General features: G+C 66.3%; 13 protein-coding genes. 11 read left to right on the top strand and 2 right to left on the bottom strand.

Annotated features, from left to right (window positions below; genetic code table 11):
- The first annotated feature begins 323 nt into the window (after window positions 1-323).
- From RR42_RS40460 to RR42_RS21135, 8 genes are all read left to right on the top strand, one after another.
- Window positions 324-1,781 (top strand): hypothetical protein, encoded by a 1,458-nt coding sequence (locus tag RR42_RS40460; protein ID WP_043352710.1) that lies wholly within the window; start codon window positions 324-326, stop codon window positions 1,779-1,781.
- Between the two features lie 196 nt (window positions 1,782-1,977).
- Window positions 1,978-2,433 carry a hypothetical protein gene (locus RR42_RS21105; RefSeq protein ID WP_043352712.1) on the top strand — a complete coding sequence of 152 codons (456 nt, stop codon included), beginning with the start codon at window positions 1,978-1,980 and terminating at the stop codon, window positions 2,431-2,433.
- On the top strand, window positions 2,430-3,125 hold the full coding sequence (locus tag RR42_RS21110) for a C39 family peptidase (protein WP_043352716.1): 696 nt from the start codon (window positions 2,430-2,432) through the stop codon (window positions 3,123-3,125). The genes RR42_RS21105 and RR42_RS21110 overlap by 4 nt, the downstream gene beginning before the upstream one ends.
- 10 nt (window positions 3,126-3,135) lie before the next feature.
- Window positions 3,136-4,377: a hypothetical protein gene (locus RR42_RS37825; protein ID WP_052494837.1), complete on the top strand. Its 1,242-nt coding sequence runs from the start codon at window positions 3,136-3,138 to the stop codon at window positions 4,375-4,377.
- A gap of 137 nt (window positions 4,378-4,514) precedes the next feature.
- Complete coding sequence (locus tag RR42_RS21120; protein WP_043352718.1) at window positions 4,515-5,927, top strand: hypothetical protein; 1,413 nt, start codon at window positions 4,515-4,517, stop codon at window positions 5,925-5,927.
- 249 nt (window positions 5,928-6,176) lie between these two features.
- On the top strand, window positions 6,177-6,689 hold the full coding sequence (locus tag RR42_RS21125) for a hypothetical protein (protein WP_043352720.1): 513 nt from the start codon (window positions 6,177-6,179) through the stop codon (window positions 6,687-6,689).
- A gap of 248 nt (window positions 6,690-6,937) precedes the next feature.
- A complete protein-coding gene (locus tag RR42_RS21130) occupies window positions 6,938-8,074 on the top strand; it encodes an ABC transporter substrate-binding protein (RefSeq protein ID WP_043352721.1) in 1,137 nt (378 codons plus the stop codon).
- Window positions 8,075-8,117: 43 nt separating this feature from the next.
- Window positions 8,118-8,885 (top strand): SDR family oxidoreductase, encoded by a 768-nt coding sequence (locus tag RR42_RS21135; RefSeq protein ID WP_043352722.1) that lies wholly within the window; start codon window positions 8,118-8,120, stop codon window positions 8,883-8,885.
- Between the two features lie 307 nt (window positions 8,886-9,192).
- Here RR42_RS21135 and RR42_RS21140 read toward each other — a convergent pair whose 3' ends face one another.
- Window positions 9,193-10,086 (bottom strand): LysR family transcriptional regulator, encoded by an 894-nt coding sequence (locus tag RR42_RS21140; RefSeq protein ID WP_043352725.1) that lies wholly within the window; start codon window positions 10,084-10,086, stop codon window positions 9,193-9,195.
- A 161-nt stretch (window positions 10,087-10,247) separates the two neighbouring features.
- On the opposite strand from RR42_RS21140, the gene RR42_RS21145 reads away from it, so the two are divergent.
- The 3 genes from RR42_RS21145 (at window position 10,248) to RR42_RS21155 (ending at window position 13,050) form a co-directional block, all read left to right on the top strand.
- Complete coding sequence (locus RR42_RS21145; protein WP_043352730.1) at window positions 10,248-11,609, top strand: acyclic terpene utilization AtuA family protein; 1,362 nt, start codon at window positions 10,248-10,250, stop codon at window positions 11,607-11,609.
- Window positions 11,606-11,962 carry a hypothetical protein gene (locus RR42_RS21150; protein WP_043352733.1) on the top strand — a complete coding sequence of 119 codons (357 nt, stop codon included), beginning with the start codon at window positions 11,606-11,608 and terminating at the stop codon, window positions 11,960-11,962. Before RR42_RS21145 ends, RR42_RS21150 begins: the two co-directional genes overlap by 4 nt.
- 101 nt (window positions 11,963-12,063) lie before the next feature.
- Window positions 12,064-13,050: a Bug family tripartite tricarboxylate transporter substrate binding protein gene (locus RR42_RS21155; protein WP_043352737.1), complete on the top strand. Its 987-nt coding sequence runs from the start codon at window positions 12,064-12,066 to the stop codon at window positions 13,048-13,050.
- 70 nt (window positions 13,051-13,120) lie between these two features.
- Here the strand turns inward: RR42_RS21155 and RR42_RS21160 are convergent, their stop codons facing one another.
- On the bottom strand, window positions 13,121-15,235 hold the full coding sequence (locus tag RR42_RS21160) for a ParB/Srx family N-terminal domain-containing protein (RefSeq protein ID WP_052494838.1): 2,115 nt from the start codon (window positions 15,233-15,235) through the stop codon (window positions 13,121-13,123).
- Window positions 15,236-15,310: the final 75 nt, after the last annotated feature.

Below are 15,310 nucleotides of genomic sequence, written 5' to 3' on the forward strand. Positions count from 1 at the left end.
CCTGATAGCAGGGGAATTTCGGCTGTCCCGGGGAAAGCACGGCCATGCAGTGCGTCCGGCCGTGTCACAGCCGTGTGACATGTCGCGTGCGGTTCACAGCAGCGGCGCCCGCGCTCGTCCTCAGGAAGCTAGAGAAAGGCTGATTGGATGGCTTTGTAGCCCTTGTGTTTCAAGGGATTACGGGTTTCGAGCCACGCCCTGGCACCGATTATGCGCAATGAGAGGCTGGTTTGGCGGAATGCCGGACCTGAGCCTTTAGCCGGCGTTCTCCCCGAGTGCCGGAGCGAGGCTGAGCCGCTGTGACATCCTCCTGGGAGCTTTGTATGAAAAAGACCTTACTTGCGTCGGCGATTGCTTTAGCCCTTGGGGCTGGCAGTCAGGCCTGGGCCAATCCGACCAACACCAATGATCCGACGAAATCGGATAACTTCAACACCCAGACAGCCACCGCAACGTCGACCCAGTCGGGCGGCGGCGCGTTGGCGAATGAGAATTCCACGGCAAACCAAGACAACAGCACGCACAACTGGACCTCCAACAAGACCTCTACCAAGGTTTCGAGCAGGACCACCACCAAGACCAACTCCGACAATAGCGGCAAGGTCACCTTCGACGCCGGCTATGGCAACGCTGGCGCCAACAACGGCAGCACGGCCACTGCCAACTTCAGCAACGCCTTCAACACTAACAAGGCCATCGCGATCAGCAAGCTAGATGGCAAGGTGAGTGGCATCAGGATCGACGGTATCGGCAACGTTGCCACCAACTACGGCAACGCCAATGGCGGCGCCGGTGGCAAGGGCGGCGCTGGCTATGGCGGTACCGGCAAGGGCGGCACCGGTGGCAATGGCGGAAACAGTGGCAATGGCGGCAGCGGCGGCAGCGGCGGTTCGGCTAGCAACGGCAGCGCCAATGCAGGCTATGCCTCCAACGGCAGCGCCCACGCAGGCGACGGCGGCAATGGCGGCAAGGCCACTGGCTGGGGCGGCGACGGCGGCAATGCCAAGGCGTCTGGTGGTGATTCGCTTGCTGGTAGTGCTGGCCTGGGCGGCAAGGGCGGTGGTGTCTACAGTGACGGCGGCGGCGCGCTCGGTGCGGCAAAGACGGGCAGCGGCGGCAAGGGCGGTAGCGCTGGTAGTGATGGCGGTGGCGCGCTTGCGGCAAGCGTTGGCGTCGGTGGCGACAGCAAGGCCAGGGGCAATAACGGAAGCGGTGGCAACGGCGGTGCCGGTACGGCTGCCGCGACCGGCGGCGGCGCATCGGCATCGGGTGGCGCTGGCGGCTCCAGTGGCGCTGGCACGGCTGTGGCTACTGGCGGTGCAGCCGGCGGCACGGGCGGCGCAGGCGGCTCGGGTAGCGGCGGCGCGGCGACCTCTATCGCCGGTGCAGCCACTGGCACGGGCGGCGCGGGCGGTGCCCAAGCCAGCGTGGGCGGTAACGGCGGTGCAGGCGGCAGCGCGACCAATGGCGGCGCATCGACCATGGCCAGCAACGGCAGCGCAACGGCCGGCAACGGCGCGGTTGGCGCATCGTCCGGCGCCGGCGGCGCTGGCGGCGTGGGCATGGGCGGCACCGGTGGTACCGGCAATGGAGCAGTGGGTGGAGCCGGCGGCGCCGGCGGCACCAACTATGTCGATGCTGGCACCTTCAATATGTCCAACACCATGACCAGCGTTGGTCAGTCGGCAGCGGGCATCATGATCGCCAACCAAAACAGCGGCTTCGCTTCGCTGGTGCAACAAAGCGTCAACGTCCAGGCCAACCTGGCGGTCGGCAAGTAAGGCAAGTGCGTGGCGGTGGCGTGCGCAGCGGGTGGATGGCCCGCGCGCACGTCCCGCCGGCACGGCCTGACTCCGGCAACTTAGGGCATTCCGGCGCGTTGTTCGTGTCCGGGATGCCCATTCGACGAAGAGTCCACTCGTCTTTTGCATGGCCGCCAGGATGGGGACGGCACACAGAAGGCTGAAGGAGACACCAATGCGATCGGTCCGCTCCGCTGTCATCGCGATGACGACAGCAATCCTGGTTTGGCCTGGCTTGCAGGCCTACGCCGAGCCGCAGCCCGCCGGGCCATCTGCCGCAGTGCCTGCGGTCAACACCGGATCCGTCATGCATGCCGATGCGACGGGCCCGGAGCAAGTCCCTGCTGCCGTGATGGGCGTCGGTCAGCGCGGTGCCTTTGCCGGTCTCGGCAAGCCCGTCGCGAGCGACAAGCTGGACGGCATTCGCGGCGGCTCCGAACTGGTCGTCAATGACATGCGCCTGAGCGGCACCGTGGCGGACAACAGCGCGAACCGTGTGATCAGCGGTGCCAACAGCATTGCCGAAGGATCCTTCGCCAGCGCTGCGGGCTTGCCGACCGTGATCCAGAACTCGGGCTCCAACGTGCTGATCCAGAACGCAACCATCATCAACGTCCAGTTCAAGCCATGATGCTGCGCAAGCTGCTTTTGCAAGCTACGGTGCTGCTGGCTTCGGCCGGCGTGTCCGTGGCCTGGGCCGACTACGTCAACGTGCCCGGTGATGGCGGAAACTACTACAACGTGCGCGTCACCAGCCTCAAGGAGGCCCGGTACAAGACCACGATCCGCCAGCAATACGATTTCAGCTGCGGGTCTGCCGCGGTGGCCACGCTGCTCACTTACCAGTACGGCTATCCGATCAGCGAGCAGACGGTGTTCCAGAACATGTACGTCAACGGCGACCAGGCCAAGATCAGGCAGGAAGGGTTTTCATTGCTGGACATGAAGCGCTTCCTGGAGTCGCGCGGCTTTCTCGCCGATGGTTATGAATTGCCCTTGTCGAAGCTGGAGGAAACGCAGATACCGGCCATCGTGCTGGTAGTCGAGAGCGGCTACCACCACTTTGTCGTGGTCAAGGGCGTGCACGGCAACCGCGTGCTGGTCGGCGATCCGGCGCTGGGCACGCGCGCGCTGTCCCGCGAGCACTTCGAAGCGATCTGGGACAGCCAGTTGCTGTTCGTCATCCACAACCGCGAAGATGCCGCGCGCTTCAACCTGGCGGCCGACTGGCGCGTTGCGCCTACCGGCCCTTATTCAATGGGTATCAACCGGGATAGTCTGTTCTTCACCGTCATGCCTTCACATGGCGGTAGCGACTTCTAAGGAACGCACCATGTTCCAGACATCCTCAAAGCGCGGACAGCATCGACGCAGCGGTGGCGGTTCGGCCACCGCCGTCGTGCTGCTCGGTGCAGGCCTTGCCTGTGCCGGGCAGGTCCGGGCAGACGAAGGCACGGGGCTCGAGGCGCTCAACACGCTAGATGCGACCGACGCCGCGAGCTCTACGGCACCGCCTGCCATGCAGGCGGAATCCCCCAATCCTTACCTGGCTGCCGCACTCAGCAGCATGGCCGGCTGGACCCCGGCCCCGCACGAACCCAGCACGCAGGCGCTGGATGATCAGCCTTTGGCCGACCAACCGCCGGCGGATCGTCAGGCGGACCCACTGGCCGATCTGCTGGCAAGCAAAGACGCCATTCTCAAGGCCACACCCGACACCACTTCCGTCGCCCCCGCCGTCGAAAATCCGCGTCTGCTCGTACAAGGCGACAGCGCTGCCGAGTGGAAGCCGGTTGCGCAAGAGCGCTTGCAAGATCTTCGCGGCGGCTTTGCCGTGGCTGCCAAAACGGCCCCAGCAGCGATGGGGGATGTAGTCTCGCCAAGGCCGGCCGCCGCCCGGGCGCAAGCCGATGCGCCGCCCGTGCATGCCGCGCGCAGCACCATGGCGAGCTGGAAGCCGGTCGCGCAGGAGCGCCTGGATGACTTGCGCGGCGGCTTCGACGTGGGCGCGGGCCTGCAAGTTTCGTTCGGTATCGAACGCGCGGTGATCATCAACGGTGCCCTGGTGGTGGCAACCAGCCTTACTATTCCAGACGTGAGCCGCATCACGGCTGACCAGGCAAGCCGGCTGGCCGCGGCGCTCGGTGTGGCCACCGGCGCAGTGGCAGCGGCCAACGCGGCCGTGAACAACGCGCTGGCCTCCAACCCCGTTACAGCGGCCAACGGCAGTAGCGGTACCGGTGCCAGCAGTAGCAGCACCAGCACCGGCACCAGCGCGGCCGGCACGCCTGGCTCGTCGGTGACCACCCTGCCCGCTTCCGCGATAGCGGCGGCTGGCGCGGCCGTGACGAGCAACGGCTTGCTGAACCTGATACAGAACGGCCCTGGAAACAGCGTCGCCGCCAGCGCGCTGGGCGGCTCACCGGCGACGGTGATCCAGAACTCGCTGAACAACCAGACGATCCAGAGCCTGGTGACCATCAATGCGGGGGTGAACACCTTGCAAGCATTCCGCTCCGAGATGGCCGGCCAGGCATTGAGCAACGCATTACTGAATTCCGCTAGCCGAAGGTAGGCAATAGACGAGATGAACGGCAGCGGCTGGCAGTGGGTTGAGTAGTAGATAGCAATTGCGACAAGAGGGGCAGTATGCGTTAAGCAGGTTGCGGACTCCTGCACGAAGCAGTCCGTCGTCCGGGGGAGGAAGGCGAAATGAAAAAAGGGTCGCTGCGCGGCATCCGGCAGGCTGGGTGCTCGACTTTGCTTTTGCTTGGCGGAATGGCGCAAGGCCAGACCCCGCCCGATGATGGACCCACCGCTGCAAGGCTGGATGCCCTGAAGCGGGAGGTCACCGAGCAGGCTGCCGTCCTGGAGGCGATGAAGCGGTCGATGGCGGAGCAGGAGGCCACCATCCGCGAATTGCGCAGCGTGCTGGGCAACGACGTGCTAGCCAGAAAGCGCGGTGGCCAGCGCGCGCCGGGCACTGGCGTGACACCTGGCGACACGGCAACCAATGCTGCGGCAGCGGCCGCCGGCTCGGCCGGCACGCAACAGCTGCCCAACACCAGCAACGTGCCGCAAGTCGGCGTGGCGCAAGCCAGCGACGGGCAGGTGATGGCGCAAGCCGGTGACGAGCAACCAGTGGGCAAGCCGCCTGAAGCCAACACCGCGCCGCCGACGATCGCGCCGATCTTCGACCAGCCCGGTGTGCTCACACCCGCGGGCAAGATCGTGGTCGAGCCGAGCTTCCAGTACGGGTATTCGTCCAACAACCGCGTGGCGCTGGTCGGCTACACGATCATTCCCGCTATCCTGATCGGTCTGGTCGACGTGCGCGAGGTCAAGACCTCGACCTACATCGAGGCAGTTGCCTTCCGCTACGGCCTCACCAAGCGCCTGGAGATAGAAGCCAAGGTGCCCTACGTGCAGACCTCCGGCTCCACGGTAAGCCGCGAGATTTTCACCGGCACCGCCGTCGACAACGTCTTCAATGCGAGCGGCAAGGGCCTGGGCGATGTGGAAGCCACCGTGCGCTACCAGATCAACTATGGCAACGAGAAGATGCCGTATTTCATCGGCTGGCTGCGCTACAAGTCCAATACCGGCAAGAGCCCGTTCGACGTGGTCACCGATTGCGTGACGCGCTGCGTGGGCAATACCACCGGCACTGGCCTGCCGCTCGGGCTGCCCACCGGCACCGGCTTCCAGGCGGTGCAGCCCGGCATTACGTGGCTGCTGCCGACCGATCCGGCGGTGTTCTTCGGCACCCTCAGCTACCTGCACAATTTCTCGCGGGACAACGTCAGCCGCACCGTGCTCAACGGGGAGAAGGAGAACCTGGGCAAGATCGCCCCGGGCGATATCCTCGGATTCAACTTCGGCATGGGCCTGTCGCTCAACGAGCATGCGTCGTTCAGTATCGGCTACGACCAGAGCATCATCTGGCCGACCAAGCAAAACGGCCAGACCGTGCCGGGCTCGGTGCGCATTACGCAGGGCACCTTGCTGGTGGGCTATTCATACCGCTTCAACAGCCGCTACACGCTGAACCTGTCGGTAGGCGCCGGGCTGACGCGGGACACCCCTGACCTGCAGGTCACGCTGCGCCTGCCAATCACTTTCTGAGGACCGTTCGCGCGTGAAAAATCGCTGTCGGAATCGCAAGGTGATGCTGGGATCGCATGTCGATTTCATCGCCTTGCGCTTACTTCCCGACTGGCGTACAAATGAGAAAACCCGTCCCCAGGGCGGATACGGATGCTCCTCCACCTCCACCATCTGGCTTGGCATGGCTGCGTGAAGGCGGCTCCGCATGCACACCGCTGCCGGGATAGTCCGAAACGGCCTGACGTGGCCTGAAGCGAGGAGAGAGTCATGCGCAAACGTATCTTCTGGTTGTTGCCCGATCTTGCGAGTGCTCGCCGCACCATGGACGACCTGCTGCTGGCTCGCATCGAGAACAGCCACATCCACTTTGTCGCGCGCGATGGCGCCGATATGAGCGGCTTGCATGAGGCCAACCTGTTCCAGACTTCCGATATCGTCCATGCCGCCGAGATGGGGCTGATGGTGGGCGGCGGCATCGGCATCGTGGCGGGTGCGCTGGTCGCGATGTTCCCGATCGTCAGCGAGACTCCGCAATGGGGCCTGGTTGGCGTGCTGGCGGTGCTGGGCGCGGTGTTCGGCGCCTGGGCTTCCAGCATGATCGGCTGCTCCGCGCCCAACAGCCGGCACAAGGCTTTCGAAAAAGACATCGAGGAAGGCAAGATCCTGCTGATGGTGGACGTGCCGCGTGGCCGCATCGAGGAAATCGAAGCGCTGCTGCAATCGGCCCATCCGGAAGCCCGCTTCGCCGGGCTGGATCCCGCCGTTCCCGCCTTTCCCTGAGTTCTCCCTTGCGCTTGCCCTCATCCTGATGGGCAGGACGGTCCCGTTGTCACACCGAGGCTTGGCGGCCTGAGGGCCGCCAGCCCCCGGCGGGTACGCGCCCGATATTTCCCCAGCGAGCCCTCCCGCGCCGCTTTTGCAACAGCGATTTGCCGAATCGCCTTGCTTTGAGGTAATTTGCTTGTCGCGCGCCTATCCGTGGCGCGCATGACAAAGCAAAAGATTCGTAAGCGAACGAGGGGTCGGAGATGAAGACAACATGGATGGCGTGCGGCCTGCTGGCCGCCACGCTGGGTGGGCTTGCGCCGTTGGCACAGGCCGAGCAAGGGGTCACCAGGACCACCATCAGGATCGGGCAATCGGCCGGGGTGACCGGGCCGGTGGCGGGCTCGGTCAAGGAGCAGATCGCCGGGGCGCAGGTCTACCTGAAAACGGTCAACGCCAACGGCGGTGTAGGGGGGCGGCGCATCGAGCTGGTGACGTACGACGACGGTTTCGACGCCAAGCGCACGCCCGACAATGTGCGCAAGCTGATCCAGGAAGACAAGGTGTTCGCGCTCTTCATGGTACGCGGCACGCCGCAGAACGAAAGCATCCTGCCCATTGTCAACACAGAGAAGGTGCCGCTGGTGGCGCCGCTGACCGGCGCCATCACCTTGCATCGCCCGGTCAGCCGCTACGTGTTCAACGTACGCGCCAAGTACCAGGACGAGGTGGCCCGCGCGATCAACCATCTTGCCACCTCGGGCATGACCCGCATCGCCATCTTCTACGCCAGCGACGGCTTTGGCCAGGACGTGTTCGAAGGCTTCAGCACCGCGCTGCAGGCGCGCGGCGTGCAGCCGGCGGCCAGTGCCTCGTTTGCGCGCCCGATGGGCGATATCCAGGCCGGTGTCGCCGCCATCAACAAGGCCAAGCCGCAAGCGGTGCTGGTCATCGGCTCCGGCTCCGAGGCGGCGCGCCTGATCAAGGAACTGCGCCGCGGCGGCAGCCAGGCGCAGTTCGTCACGCTGTCCAACAACGCTGCCGATTCCTTTATCAAGGAGCTCGGCGAGGATGCGCGCGGCCTGATCATCACGCAGGTGGTGCCAGGCACCAATTCCAGCCAGATGAGCATTGCCAGCGAATACCGCAGCCTGGCGCGGCAGCAAGGCGTGGACCCGAGCAATGCCGGGATGGAGGGCTTCATGTCGGCCAAGGTGCTGGTTGAGGGCTTGCGCCGTGCCGGGCCGGACCTGACGCGCGAGCGGCTGGTCGGCGCGCTGGAGAGCCTGCGCGACTATGACCTCGGCGGCATCCTGATCAGCTACAGCCCGACGCGGCACACGGGATCGTCGTTTGTCGAAATGTCGATCGTGTCGTCCACCGGCAAGCTGATCCGCTAGTTTGTGATTCAGGACACTGGGCCCGCTGCGGTATAGTCGCCGCATGGCTACCTTACCTTTTTCCCTCGAAGGCCGCGTGGCGCTGGTCACCGGCGGCGCGCAAGGCTTGGGCCAGGCGATTGCCGCCGGGCTGGCGCAAGCCGGCGCGCACGTCATCGTCGCCGCGCGCAACGCCGAGCGCGTGCATGCCGCCGTTGCCGCGCTGGCCGCTGACGGCGGCCGCGCCGAGCCGCTGGTGCTCGACGTCACCGACGCGGCCGCGGTTGACGCCGCCTTTGCCCACATCGATGCCACGCATGGCCGCCTGGATATCCTCGTCAACAACGCCGGCGCGCGCAACCGCAGCAATATGGCGCACCTGAACGCGGCGGACCTGCGCGAGATGCTGGAGACCAACCTGGTGGCGCCTTACGCCTTGTGCCGCCACGCGGCGCAGCTGATGCGGCGCGGGCGCTACGGGCGCATCGTCAATGTCAGCTCGATCGCGGGGCAGGTGGCGCGTGCCAACGATGTGCTGTATCCCGCTACCAAGGGTGGGCTCGATGCGCTGACGCGCGCCATGGCAGCGGATCTCGGACGCGACGGGGTGACTGTGAATGCGGTTGCGCCCGGGTATTTTGCTACCGAGCCGAATCAGCCGATGGTGGATGATGCTGGCGTTGCCGAGTGGTTGCGGCAGAGGACTGCGCTTGGGAGGTGGGGGCAGCCGGAGGAGATTGCGGGGGCGGTGGTTTTTCTGGCTTCGGGGGCGGCTTCATATGTTACTGGGCATGTTTTGGCGGTGGATGGGGGGTATCTGGCGCATTTTTGATTTTTGATTTTGGGTTGAAACTGGAACTGCAACTGCAGCTGATTAACTTCAAAGTCAAAGGCAGTTTCACCACCCCTGCGGGGCGGCGACCTACTTTTTTGTCTTGCCAAAAAAGTAGGCAAAAAAGGCGCGCCGGATGGGGCGACTACCCCGAGGCGCCCCATACGGCCTGGTACACCTTGACGGCTCGCTTCGCATCGCGCTGGGGTGATTGCCGCCTGGGGGCGGCAATCACGGCTACACCGGATCGCGGGGCTGGCGCCATGCTTGTGCTGGTTCTCGTCGGTGCGCAGGACCATCTCGTCGATTACGCCTTCCCCTTCTTGAAATGCGCCTGCAGCGCTTCAATCATCGCTGCCGCTGCTGTCGAATCTCCCCTCTCTCTCAAGCGCACCAGGCAGATGTCCCGCACCAGCGAAGGCAACTGCATTGGGCGGATTGCCAGGCTTTCTTGCTGGAACTGGAATAGCGCCAGGGCTGGCACCACGGTTACGCCAAGTCCGGCGGCTACCAGCGCGGCTACGGTGGCCAGGTGTTCCACTTCCATGACGCCGTTGAGCTTGAGTGGATGCAGCGCGGCATCCAGGTGCTGGCGCACGCTGCTGGTGCGGGAGAGCTGGATAAAGGGCAGGCCTGCCAGCGCCTGGGGTGTCACGCGCCGCCGGCTGGCCAGGGGATGGCCGGCAGGGCAGACCAGGTGGAAGGTGTCTGTTACCAAGGGCTCGATGCGCAGGTCGCTGTCCTGCGCGGGGGCGGGCGCCAGCGCAAAATCCGCGCGTCCGCGCCTGACCAGGTCGATGCAGCCGTCCGCCAGCAGGTCGAACAGTTCGATGGTGATGCCGGGGTAGCGCTGGTGGAAGGCGGCCAGGATCGGCGGCAGGTCGCCTGCCGCCAGCGAGGGCAGCGCGGCGATCGAGACGCGTCCTTTGCGGCGTTCGGCATGGTCGCGCAGTTCCGCGAAGGCGGTCTCGAAATCGGCCAGCAGCCGCGCCGCCACGTCTTCGAAGCGCCGTCCTTCCACGCTAAGCTCCACGTGGCGCGTGGTGCGCTCGAACAGCCGCGTGCCAGCTTGCTCCTCCAGCGTCTGGATCAGCGCGCTGAAGGCGGATTGCGACAAGTGGCAGGCCTGCGCCGCGCGGGTGAAGTTGCGGTGCGTGACCAGGGCCACAAAGGCGCGCAGGTGTTTGACGGAGAGGTTCATTGGCAAGCGCCAGCGGCTTCGGTTTAATCTGGAAAGTCGATAGATTAATCCAAATTATCCGCTTTTTGGTTGACGGTGCCGCGTCTAGAATAGCCGCATCGGCCAGCATTCCCGCGCGCGGCCACCTCTAGTTCACCCGGTTCTCACCTGGCTTTCATCCTATGACCGCCCCTTTGCTGATCGGCTCCGGCGCCGGCTTCTCCGGCGACCGCACCGACGCCGCCCTGCCCGTGGTGCGCACGCTGATCGCAGCGGGCGGGCCGGCCGTGCTGATGTTCGAGACGCTGGCCGAGCGCACGCTGGCGCTGGCCCAGCTGGCGCGCCGCAACAATCCCGCCCACGGCTACGAGCCCCTGCTCGACGCCTTGCTCTCGCCGGTGCTGGGGTTGTGCCTGGCCAACGGCATTCCCATCGTCGGCAATTTCGGCGCGGCCAATCCCCATGCCGCAGCGCAGCGCGTGCGCGCGCTGGCGGCGGAGTTGGGCCTGGCACCGCCGCGGGTGGCGGTGGTGGAGGGCGACGATCTCTCGCACGATGCGGGCCGGGCGGTGCTGCGCAAGATTGTGGGCGCGGGCTTTCCGGAGGCACGCTTCGTTTGCGCCAACGCCTACATTGGCGCGCAGGGCATTGCCGATGCGCTGCGCGCCGGCGCGCAGGTCGTGGTGTGCGGCCGCGTGGCGGATCCCGCGCTGGCAGTGGGCCCGGCCATGGCGCATTTTGGCTGGTCGTGGCAGGACTGGGACCGGCTGGCGCGCGCCACCATGGCCGGGCATTTGCTGGAATGCGGGGCGCAGGTCACCGGCGGCTATTTCGCCGATCCCGGCATGAAGGACGTGCCGGATGTGCATGCCGTCGGCTATCCCATCGTGCGCCTGGATGAAGATGGCAATATCGAAGTAAGCAAGGCGGCGGATACGGGCGGCTGCGTGGACCTGCGCACGGTCAAGGAGCAGCTTCTCTACGAGGTGCACGATCCCGCCGCCTACCTGACGCCTGACGTCATCGCCGACATCAGCGCGGCCACGGTCGAGCAGATCGGCCCGGACCGCGTGGCGGTGCGCAATGTGCGTGGCTTTGAGCGGCCCGAGCAGCTCAAGGCCAACCTGTTCTACGAAGGCGGCTGGATCGCGGAAGGCGAGATCTCCTACGCCGGCCCGAACGCGGCGGCGCGCGCGCGCCTGGCTGCGCAGATCGTGCGCAAGCGCATGGACCTGCTCGGCCATGCGGTGCCGATCCGCTTTGACCTGATCGGTGTGCTGAGCGTCTTTGCCGACGATGGCGGCCGCCTGCTGCAACAAACACAACCCGGCGAGGCACAGGCGCAGGACGTACGCCTGCGCGCCGCGCTGGCGCATGAGGACAAGCCCGTGGCCGAAGCGCTGCTGCGTGAAGTCAATGCGCTGTACACCTGCGGCCCCGCCGGCGGCGGCGGTGTGCGCACCGCGTTGCGCGCGCGGCTGAACGCCATGTCCTGCCTGGTGCCGCGCAGCGCCGTCACCGCAAGCCACTCCCTGCTGCCATGAACGCAACCGCTACCCCTACCACCATCGCGCTCTACCAGCTCGCGCACGGACGCACGGGCGACAAGGGGGATCGCTCCAACATCAGCGTGATCGCCTACGACGCGCGCGACTTCGACCACCTTGTCGCGCATGTCACCGAGGACGCGGTGGCGGCGCTGTTCCGCTACCGCCAGCCGGCGGCGGTCAAGCGCTACCTGGTGTCCTCGCTGCAGGCGATGAACTTCGTCATCGACGGCGTGCTCGACGGCGGCGTGAACGATGCCCTCAACCTCGATACGCACGGCAAGGCGCTGTCTTTCCTGCTGCTGCAACTGGAAATCCCTTTGCCCCCGCGGCTGGCCGGCGCTGGCTGAAGCACAACACAGAAGCACAACACGGAAGCAGAACACCGAAGTAAAGCGACATACCAGAACGACAAACCAGAACGATTCCAGATTCGAACAGGAGACCAAAGATGTCCGCATACACCAAGCCCGCCTCCCGCCTGAAGGTGGTCACCGGCATCGCCGCCGCGGCGCTCGCGCTGCTGGCCGGCCCGGCGCAGGCGGAGTTTCCGGATAAGCCGATTCGCTTCGTGGTGCCGTTCGCCGCCGGCAGCGCCACGGACCAGCTCGCCCGCGCGATCGGCCAGGCCATTACGGTCGATGCCAAGGTGACGGTGGTGGTCGACAACAAGCCCGGCGCCAACGGCTTTATCGCTGCCAGCGACGTGGCCAAGGCCAGCCCGGACGGCTATACCGTGCTGATCAGCACCAACACCACGCATGCGGCCAACGAGCATCTGTTCAAGAAGCTGCCCTACGATCCGGTCAAGGACTATGTGCCGGTGACCGCGCTGGGCCGTGGCGGCCAGATCATGGTGGTCAACCCGCAGTTGCCGGTCAGCAATGTGGGGGAATTCATCGCGCTGGCCAGGAAGGAGCCGGGCAAGCTCAGCTTTGGCAGCGGCAGCTCGTCCTCGCGCATTGCCGGGGAGCTGTTCCAGCAAATGGCGCATGTGCAGTTGCTGCACGTGCCCTACAAGAGCAACCCGCTGGCCATCACCGACCTGCTGGGCAACCAGATCCAGATGATGATCACCGATACCGCCACCGGCCTGCCCCAGGTCAAGAGCGGCAAGCTCAAGGCGCTGGGTGTGTCGGGCAAGACGCGCTCGCCGCTGGCGCCCAATGTGCCGACCATCGACGAGGCCGGCGTCAAGGGCTATGAGATGAGCTACTGGTTCGCCGCCTACGCGCCGGCCAAGACGCCGCAGCCGGTGGTGGACAAGCTCAACGCCCTGATGGTGAAGGCCGCCAGGAGCGAGACCGCGGCAAACTTCTACCGGTCCACCGGCACCGACGTGTTCACCAGCACGCCGGCAGAGCTGGCCAAGTTCCAGGCGCAGGAATCGGCCAAGTGGGGCCGCATCATCAAGGCCGCCAACATCCAGCCTGAATAAGAGGCCATTTCAAAGCGAATCTGGCGCCTCGCCGTGCGATCCACCCGCACGGCGAGCCGGCCAGGCCAGCTTACTGGGCCAGCGTCGCCTTGTAGCCCACCGCATACGGCAGCTTGCCGGGCTTGGCGCTGCCCACCGGCTGCGACAACGCCGTGAACTCCGTCTCGTTGAGCACCGTCAGCCCGCCCAGCGCCGCGGCGGTCCTGCCGCTGCTCACCAAATCGGCGGGGGCCAGCGCCACCATGGCGGTGGCCCCCGCGCGCACGGCGCTCAGGTAGCTCGCGGTGTCGTCCAGGCGGTAGTTGTCCAGGTTGACGCGCTGGCGCAGCCAGTCACCCCAGTAAAACTCCGTGAACTCCGTGGCATCCGCCAGTTGCTGGTAGCCGATGTCGCGCGTGAAATACACCAGAGAGCGGTAGCGGTCGTTGCCCAGGCCGTTGCGCAGGCCGAGCGACGGCGGCAGTTCGGCCGGCGTGGCCGGGCGGTTGGCGGTGTCCTTCAGCCACATCAGCTTGCGCTCGCGCAGCGTGCGGAAGAACGTGGCGCGATCCTGCGTGGCCAGGTTGTCCTGCACCTTGATCCACATCTTCGCCTGCGGGCCACCATCGGCCGCTTCCCACATGCTGGTGAAGGTGTGATGGCCGTCGGTCAGGTACGGCTTGCCCGCCGGGCCGATCACCATGGTCTTCATATCCGCGGGCTTGTTGCCGACCGCCTTGGTGCAGGTGAAGGAGGCGAGATTGTCCAGGCGCGAAGCAGCGGTCGTCGCGCTGGCCTTGTTCTGGCCGTTGGCCTCGCAGGCATCGTCGAACTTCTTGGCCGGGTCGGCAGCGTAGCGGCCCAGCTTGTAGTAGATCTGGTCGAAGCCGATGGCCGGCTGGGTCGGGCGCAGGTCGGCCAGCGTGACCTGCACGATATCGCCGGCCTTGGCTTGCAGGTAGGTGGTGGTCGGGGTTTGCGCGGCCAGCGGCGTGCAAACGCCCTGGAGGCGGCGCTTGGCGCCGGGCACGTCACGCAGCTGGTAGGCCAGCTTGGCGGTGACCGGCAGCAGCGCTAGCGACGCGGCTTGCTGCTGCGCGGCGACGGTGTCCTGCCAGGTTCCGGAGATCAGCCCGTTGGCACCGGTGGCGATGGCGCCGCTGGCCCCCATGGCCCCGATGGCCGCGTTGTAGTTCAGCGTGACGTCCGTGGCGATATTATCGGCGGCGAGCCGGTTGCCCGCGATCGACACGATGTTGCGGCGGGTGCGGCCGGTGGCCGCGTTGCCGTCGTCCAGCTCGGCCTCGGCGCATAGCCAGTCGCCGTCGGCGGCGCCAGCGGCAATGGCCTGCGCGCTCTTGAGCACCCAGCTGCCGTTGCGCGGGCTGCCGTCGGCATTGCTGGCGGCTTCGTCGACGAACAGCGTTGCCTGGCCATCCTGGCGTGCCACGAAGAGGCGGCCGATCTTGCTGCCGCCCAGCGTCACGGCGAAGGCGCCGGGGAAGCGCTGCTGGTCGGCGTCCGCGGCGAGCGTGCCGTTTTCGCCGCCGGCGCAATTGTCGGCATAGGCGGCACCGGCGCAGGCGCGCACTGTCCCGTTCGCGGAGATCTTGACCTGTCCCACGACGGCCGTGGCGCCTGCCTGGCGCAGATAGTTGTAGACGCCCGCGACATCGCTCAGTTGCGCGCCCTTGTTGGCCGCGCTCACGTGGCCCTGGAGCAGCGCGCCGCCGCCCGCGAGGAGGTTGGGCACCTGGCCCAGCGCACCGGACAGCACGCCGGAATCGACCACGAACTCAAAGCCGATGGCGCTCGCGGCGGTGGCCAGGGCCGCGGGTACGTCGGCACTGGCCGCCGCCAGCGTGGTGACTTTGTAGGTGTCGCCGCTACGCGTGTAGCTGCCCACCAGCGTGCCCCCCAGGCCAAAGCGGGAATCGAGAAAGCGCAGCGTGACCTGGCCGGCGGCCGGCTGGTCGAGCGCAACGGACACGGTATCGCCGAAGCTCACCGCGCCGACATAGAGCGAGCCGCCCGCCAGCGGCGTGAGCGCGGCCGGCTGCGTCACCGCGCCGCCATTGCTGCCATTGCCTGCGGTGCTGGCGCCGCCCGCTTGCGCAGCCTGCGTCTGGTCGCCGCCGCCGCAGGCGGCCAGCGCTGCCGTTGCCAGGGTACAGGCCACTGCAGCCCATTGCTTTCGCTTGATCATCGATCCTTCACCCGTTCGTTGTTTTCGTTTGTTCTCGTGTGTTCTCGTTTGCCGCCCGCCTGTGGGGGCGGGCGG

The organism is Cupriavidus basilensis, from assembly GCF_000832305.1.
Taxonomy (GTDB): Bacteria; Pseudomonadota; Gammaproteobacteria; order Burkholderiales; family Burkholderiaceae; genus Cupriavidus; species Cupriavidus basilensis_F.

What these genes read in the sequence shown, in the direction of transcription:
- RR42_RS21130 (WP_043352721.1), top strand. Translation starts at nt 6,938, where the DNA reads ATGAAGACAACATGGATGGCGTGCGGCCTGCTGGCCGCCACGCTGGGT.
- RR42_RS21160 (WP_052494838.1), bottom strand. Translation starts at nt 15,235, where the DNA reads ATGATCAAGCGAAAGCAATGGGCTGCAGTGGCCTGTACCCTGGCAACG.
- RR42_RS21135 (WP_043352722.1), top strand. Translation starts at nt 8,118, where the DNA reads ATGGCTACCTTACCTTTTTCCCTCGAAGGCCGCGTGGCGCTGGTCACC.
- RR42_RS21105 (WP_043352712.1), top strand. Translation starts at nt 1,978, where the DNA reads ATGCGATCGGTCCGCTCCGCTGTCATCGCGATGACGACAGCAATCCTG.
- RR42_RS21125 (WP_043352720.1), top strand. Translation starts at nt 6,177, where the DNA reads ATGCGCAAACGTATCTTCTGGTTGTTGCCCGATCTTGCGAGTGCTCGC.
- RR42_RS21150 (WP_043352733.1), top strand. Translation starts at nt 11,606, where the DNA reads ATGAACGCAACCGCTACCCCTACCACCATCGCGCTCTACCAGCTCGCG.
- RR42_RS21110 (WP_043352716.1), top strand. Translation starts at nt 2,430, where the DNA reads ATGATGCTGCGCAAGCTGCTTTTGCAAGCTACGGTGCTGCTGGCTTCG.
- RR42_RS40460 (WP_043352710.1), top strand. Translation starts at nt 324, where the DNA reads ATGAAAAAGACCTTACTTGCGTCGGCGATTGCTTTAGCCCTTGGGGCT.
- RR42_RS21145 (WP_043352730.1), top strand. Translation starts at nt 10,248, where the DNA reads ATGACCGCCCCTTTGCTGATCGGCTCCGGCGCCGGCTTCTCCGGCGAC.
- RR42_RS21155 (WP_043352737.1), top strand. Translation starts at nt 12,064, where the DNA reads ATGTCCGCATACACCAAGCCCGCCTCCCGCCTGAAGGTGGTCACCGGC.
- RR42_RS21140 (WP_043352725.1), bottom strand. Translation starts at nt 10,086, where the DNA reads ATGAACCTCTCCGTCAAACACCTGCGCGCCTTTGTGGCCCTGGTCACG.
- RR42_RS21120 (WP_043352718.1), top strand. Translation starts at nt 4,515, where the DNA reads ATGAAAAAAGGGTCGCTGCGCGGCATCCGGCAGGCTGGGTGCTCGACT.
- RR42_RS37825 (WP_052494837.1), top strand. Translation starts at nt 3,136, where the DNA reads ATGTTCCAGACATCCTCAAAGCGCGGACAGCATCGACGCAGCGGTGGC.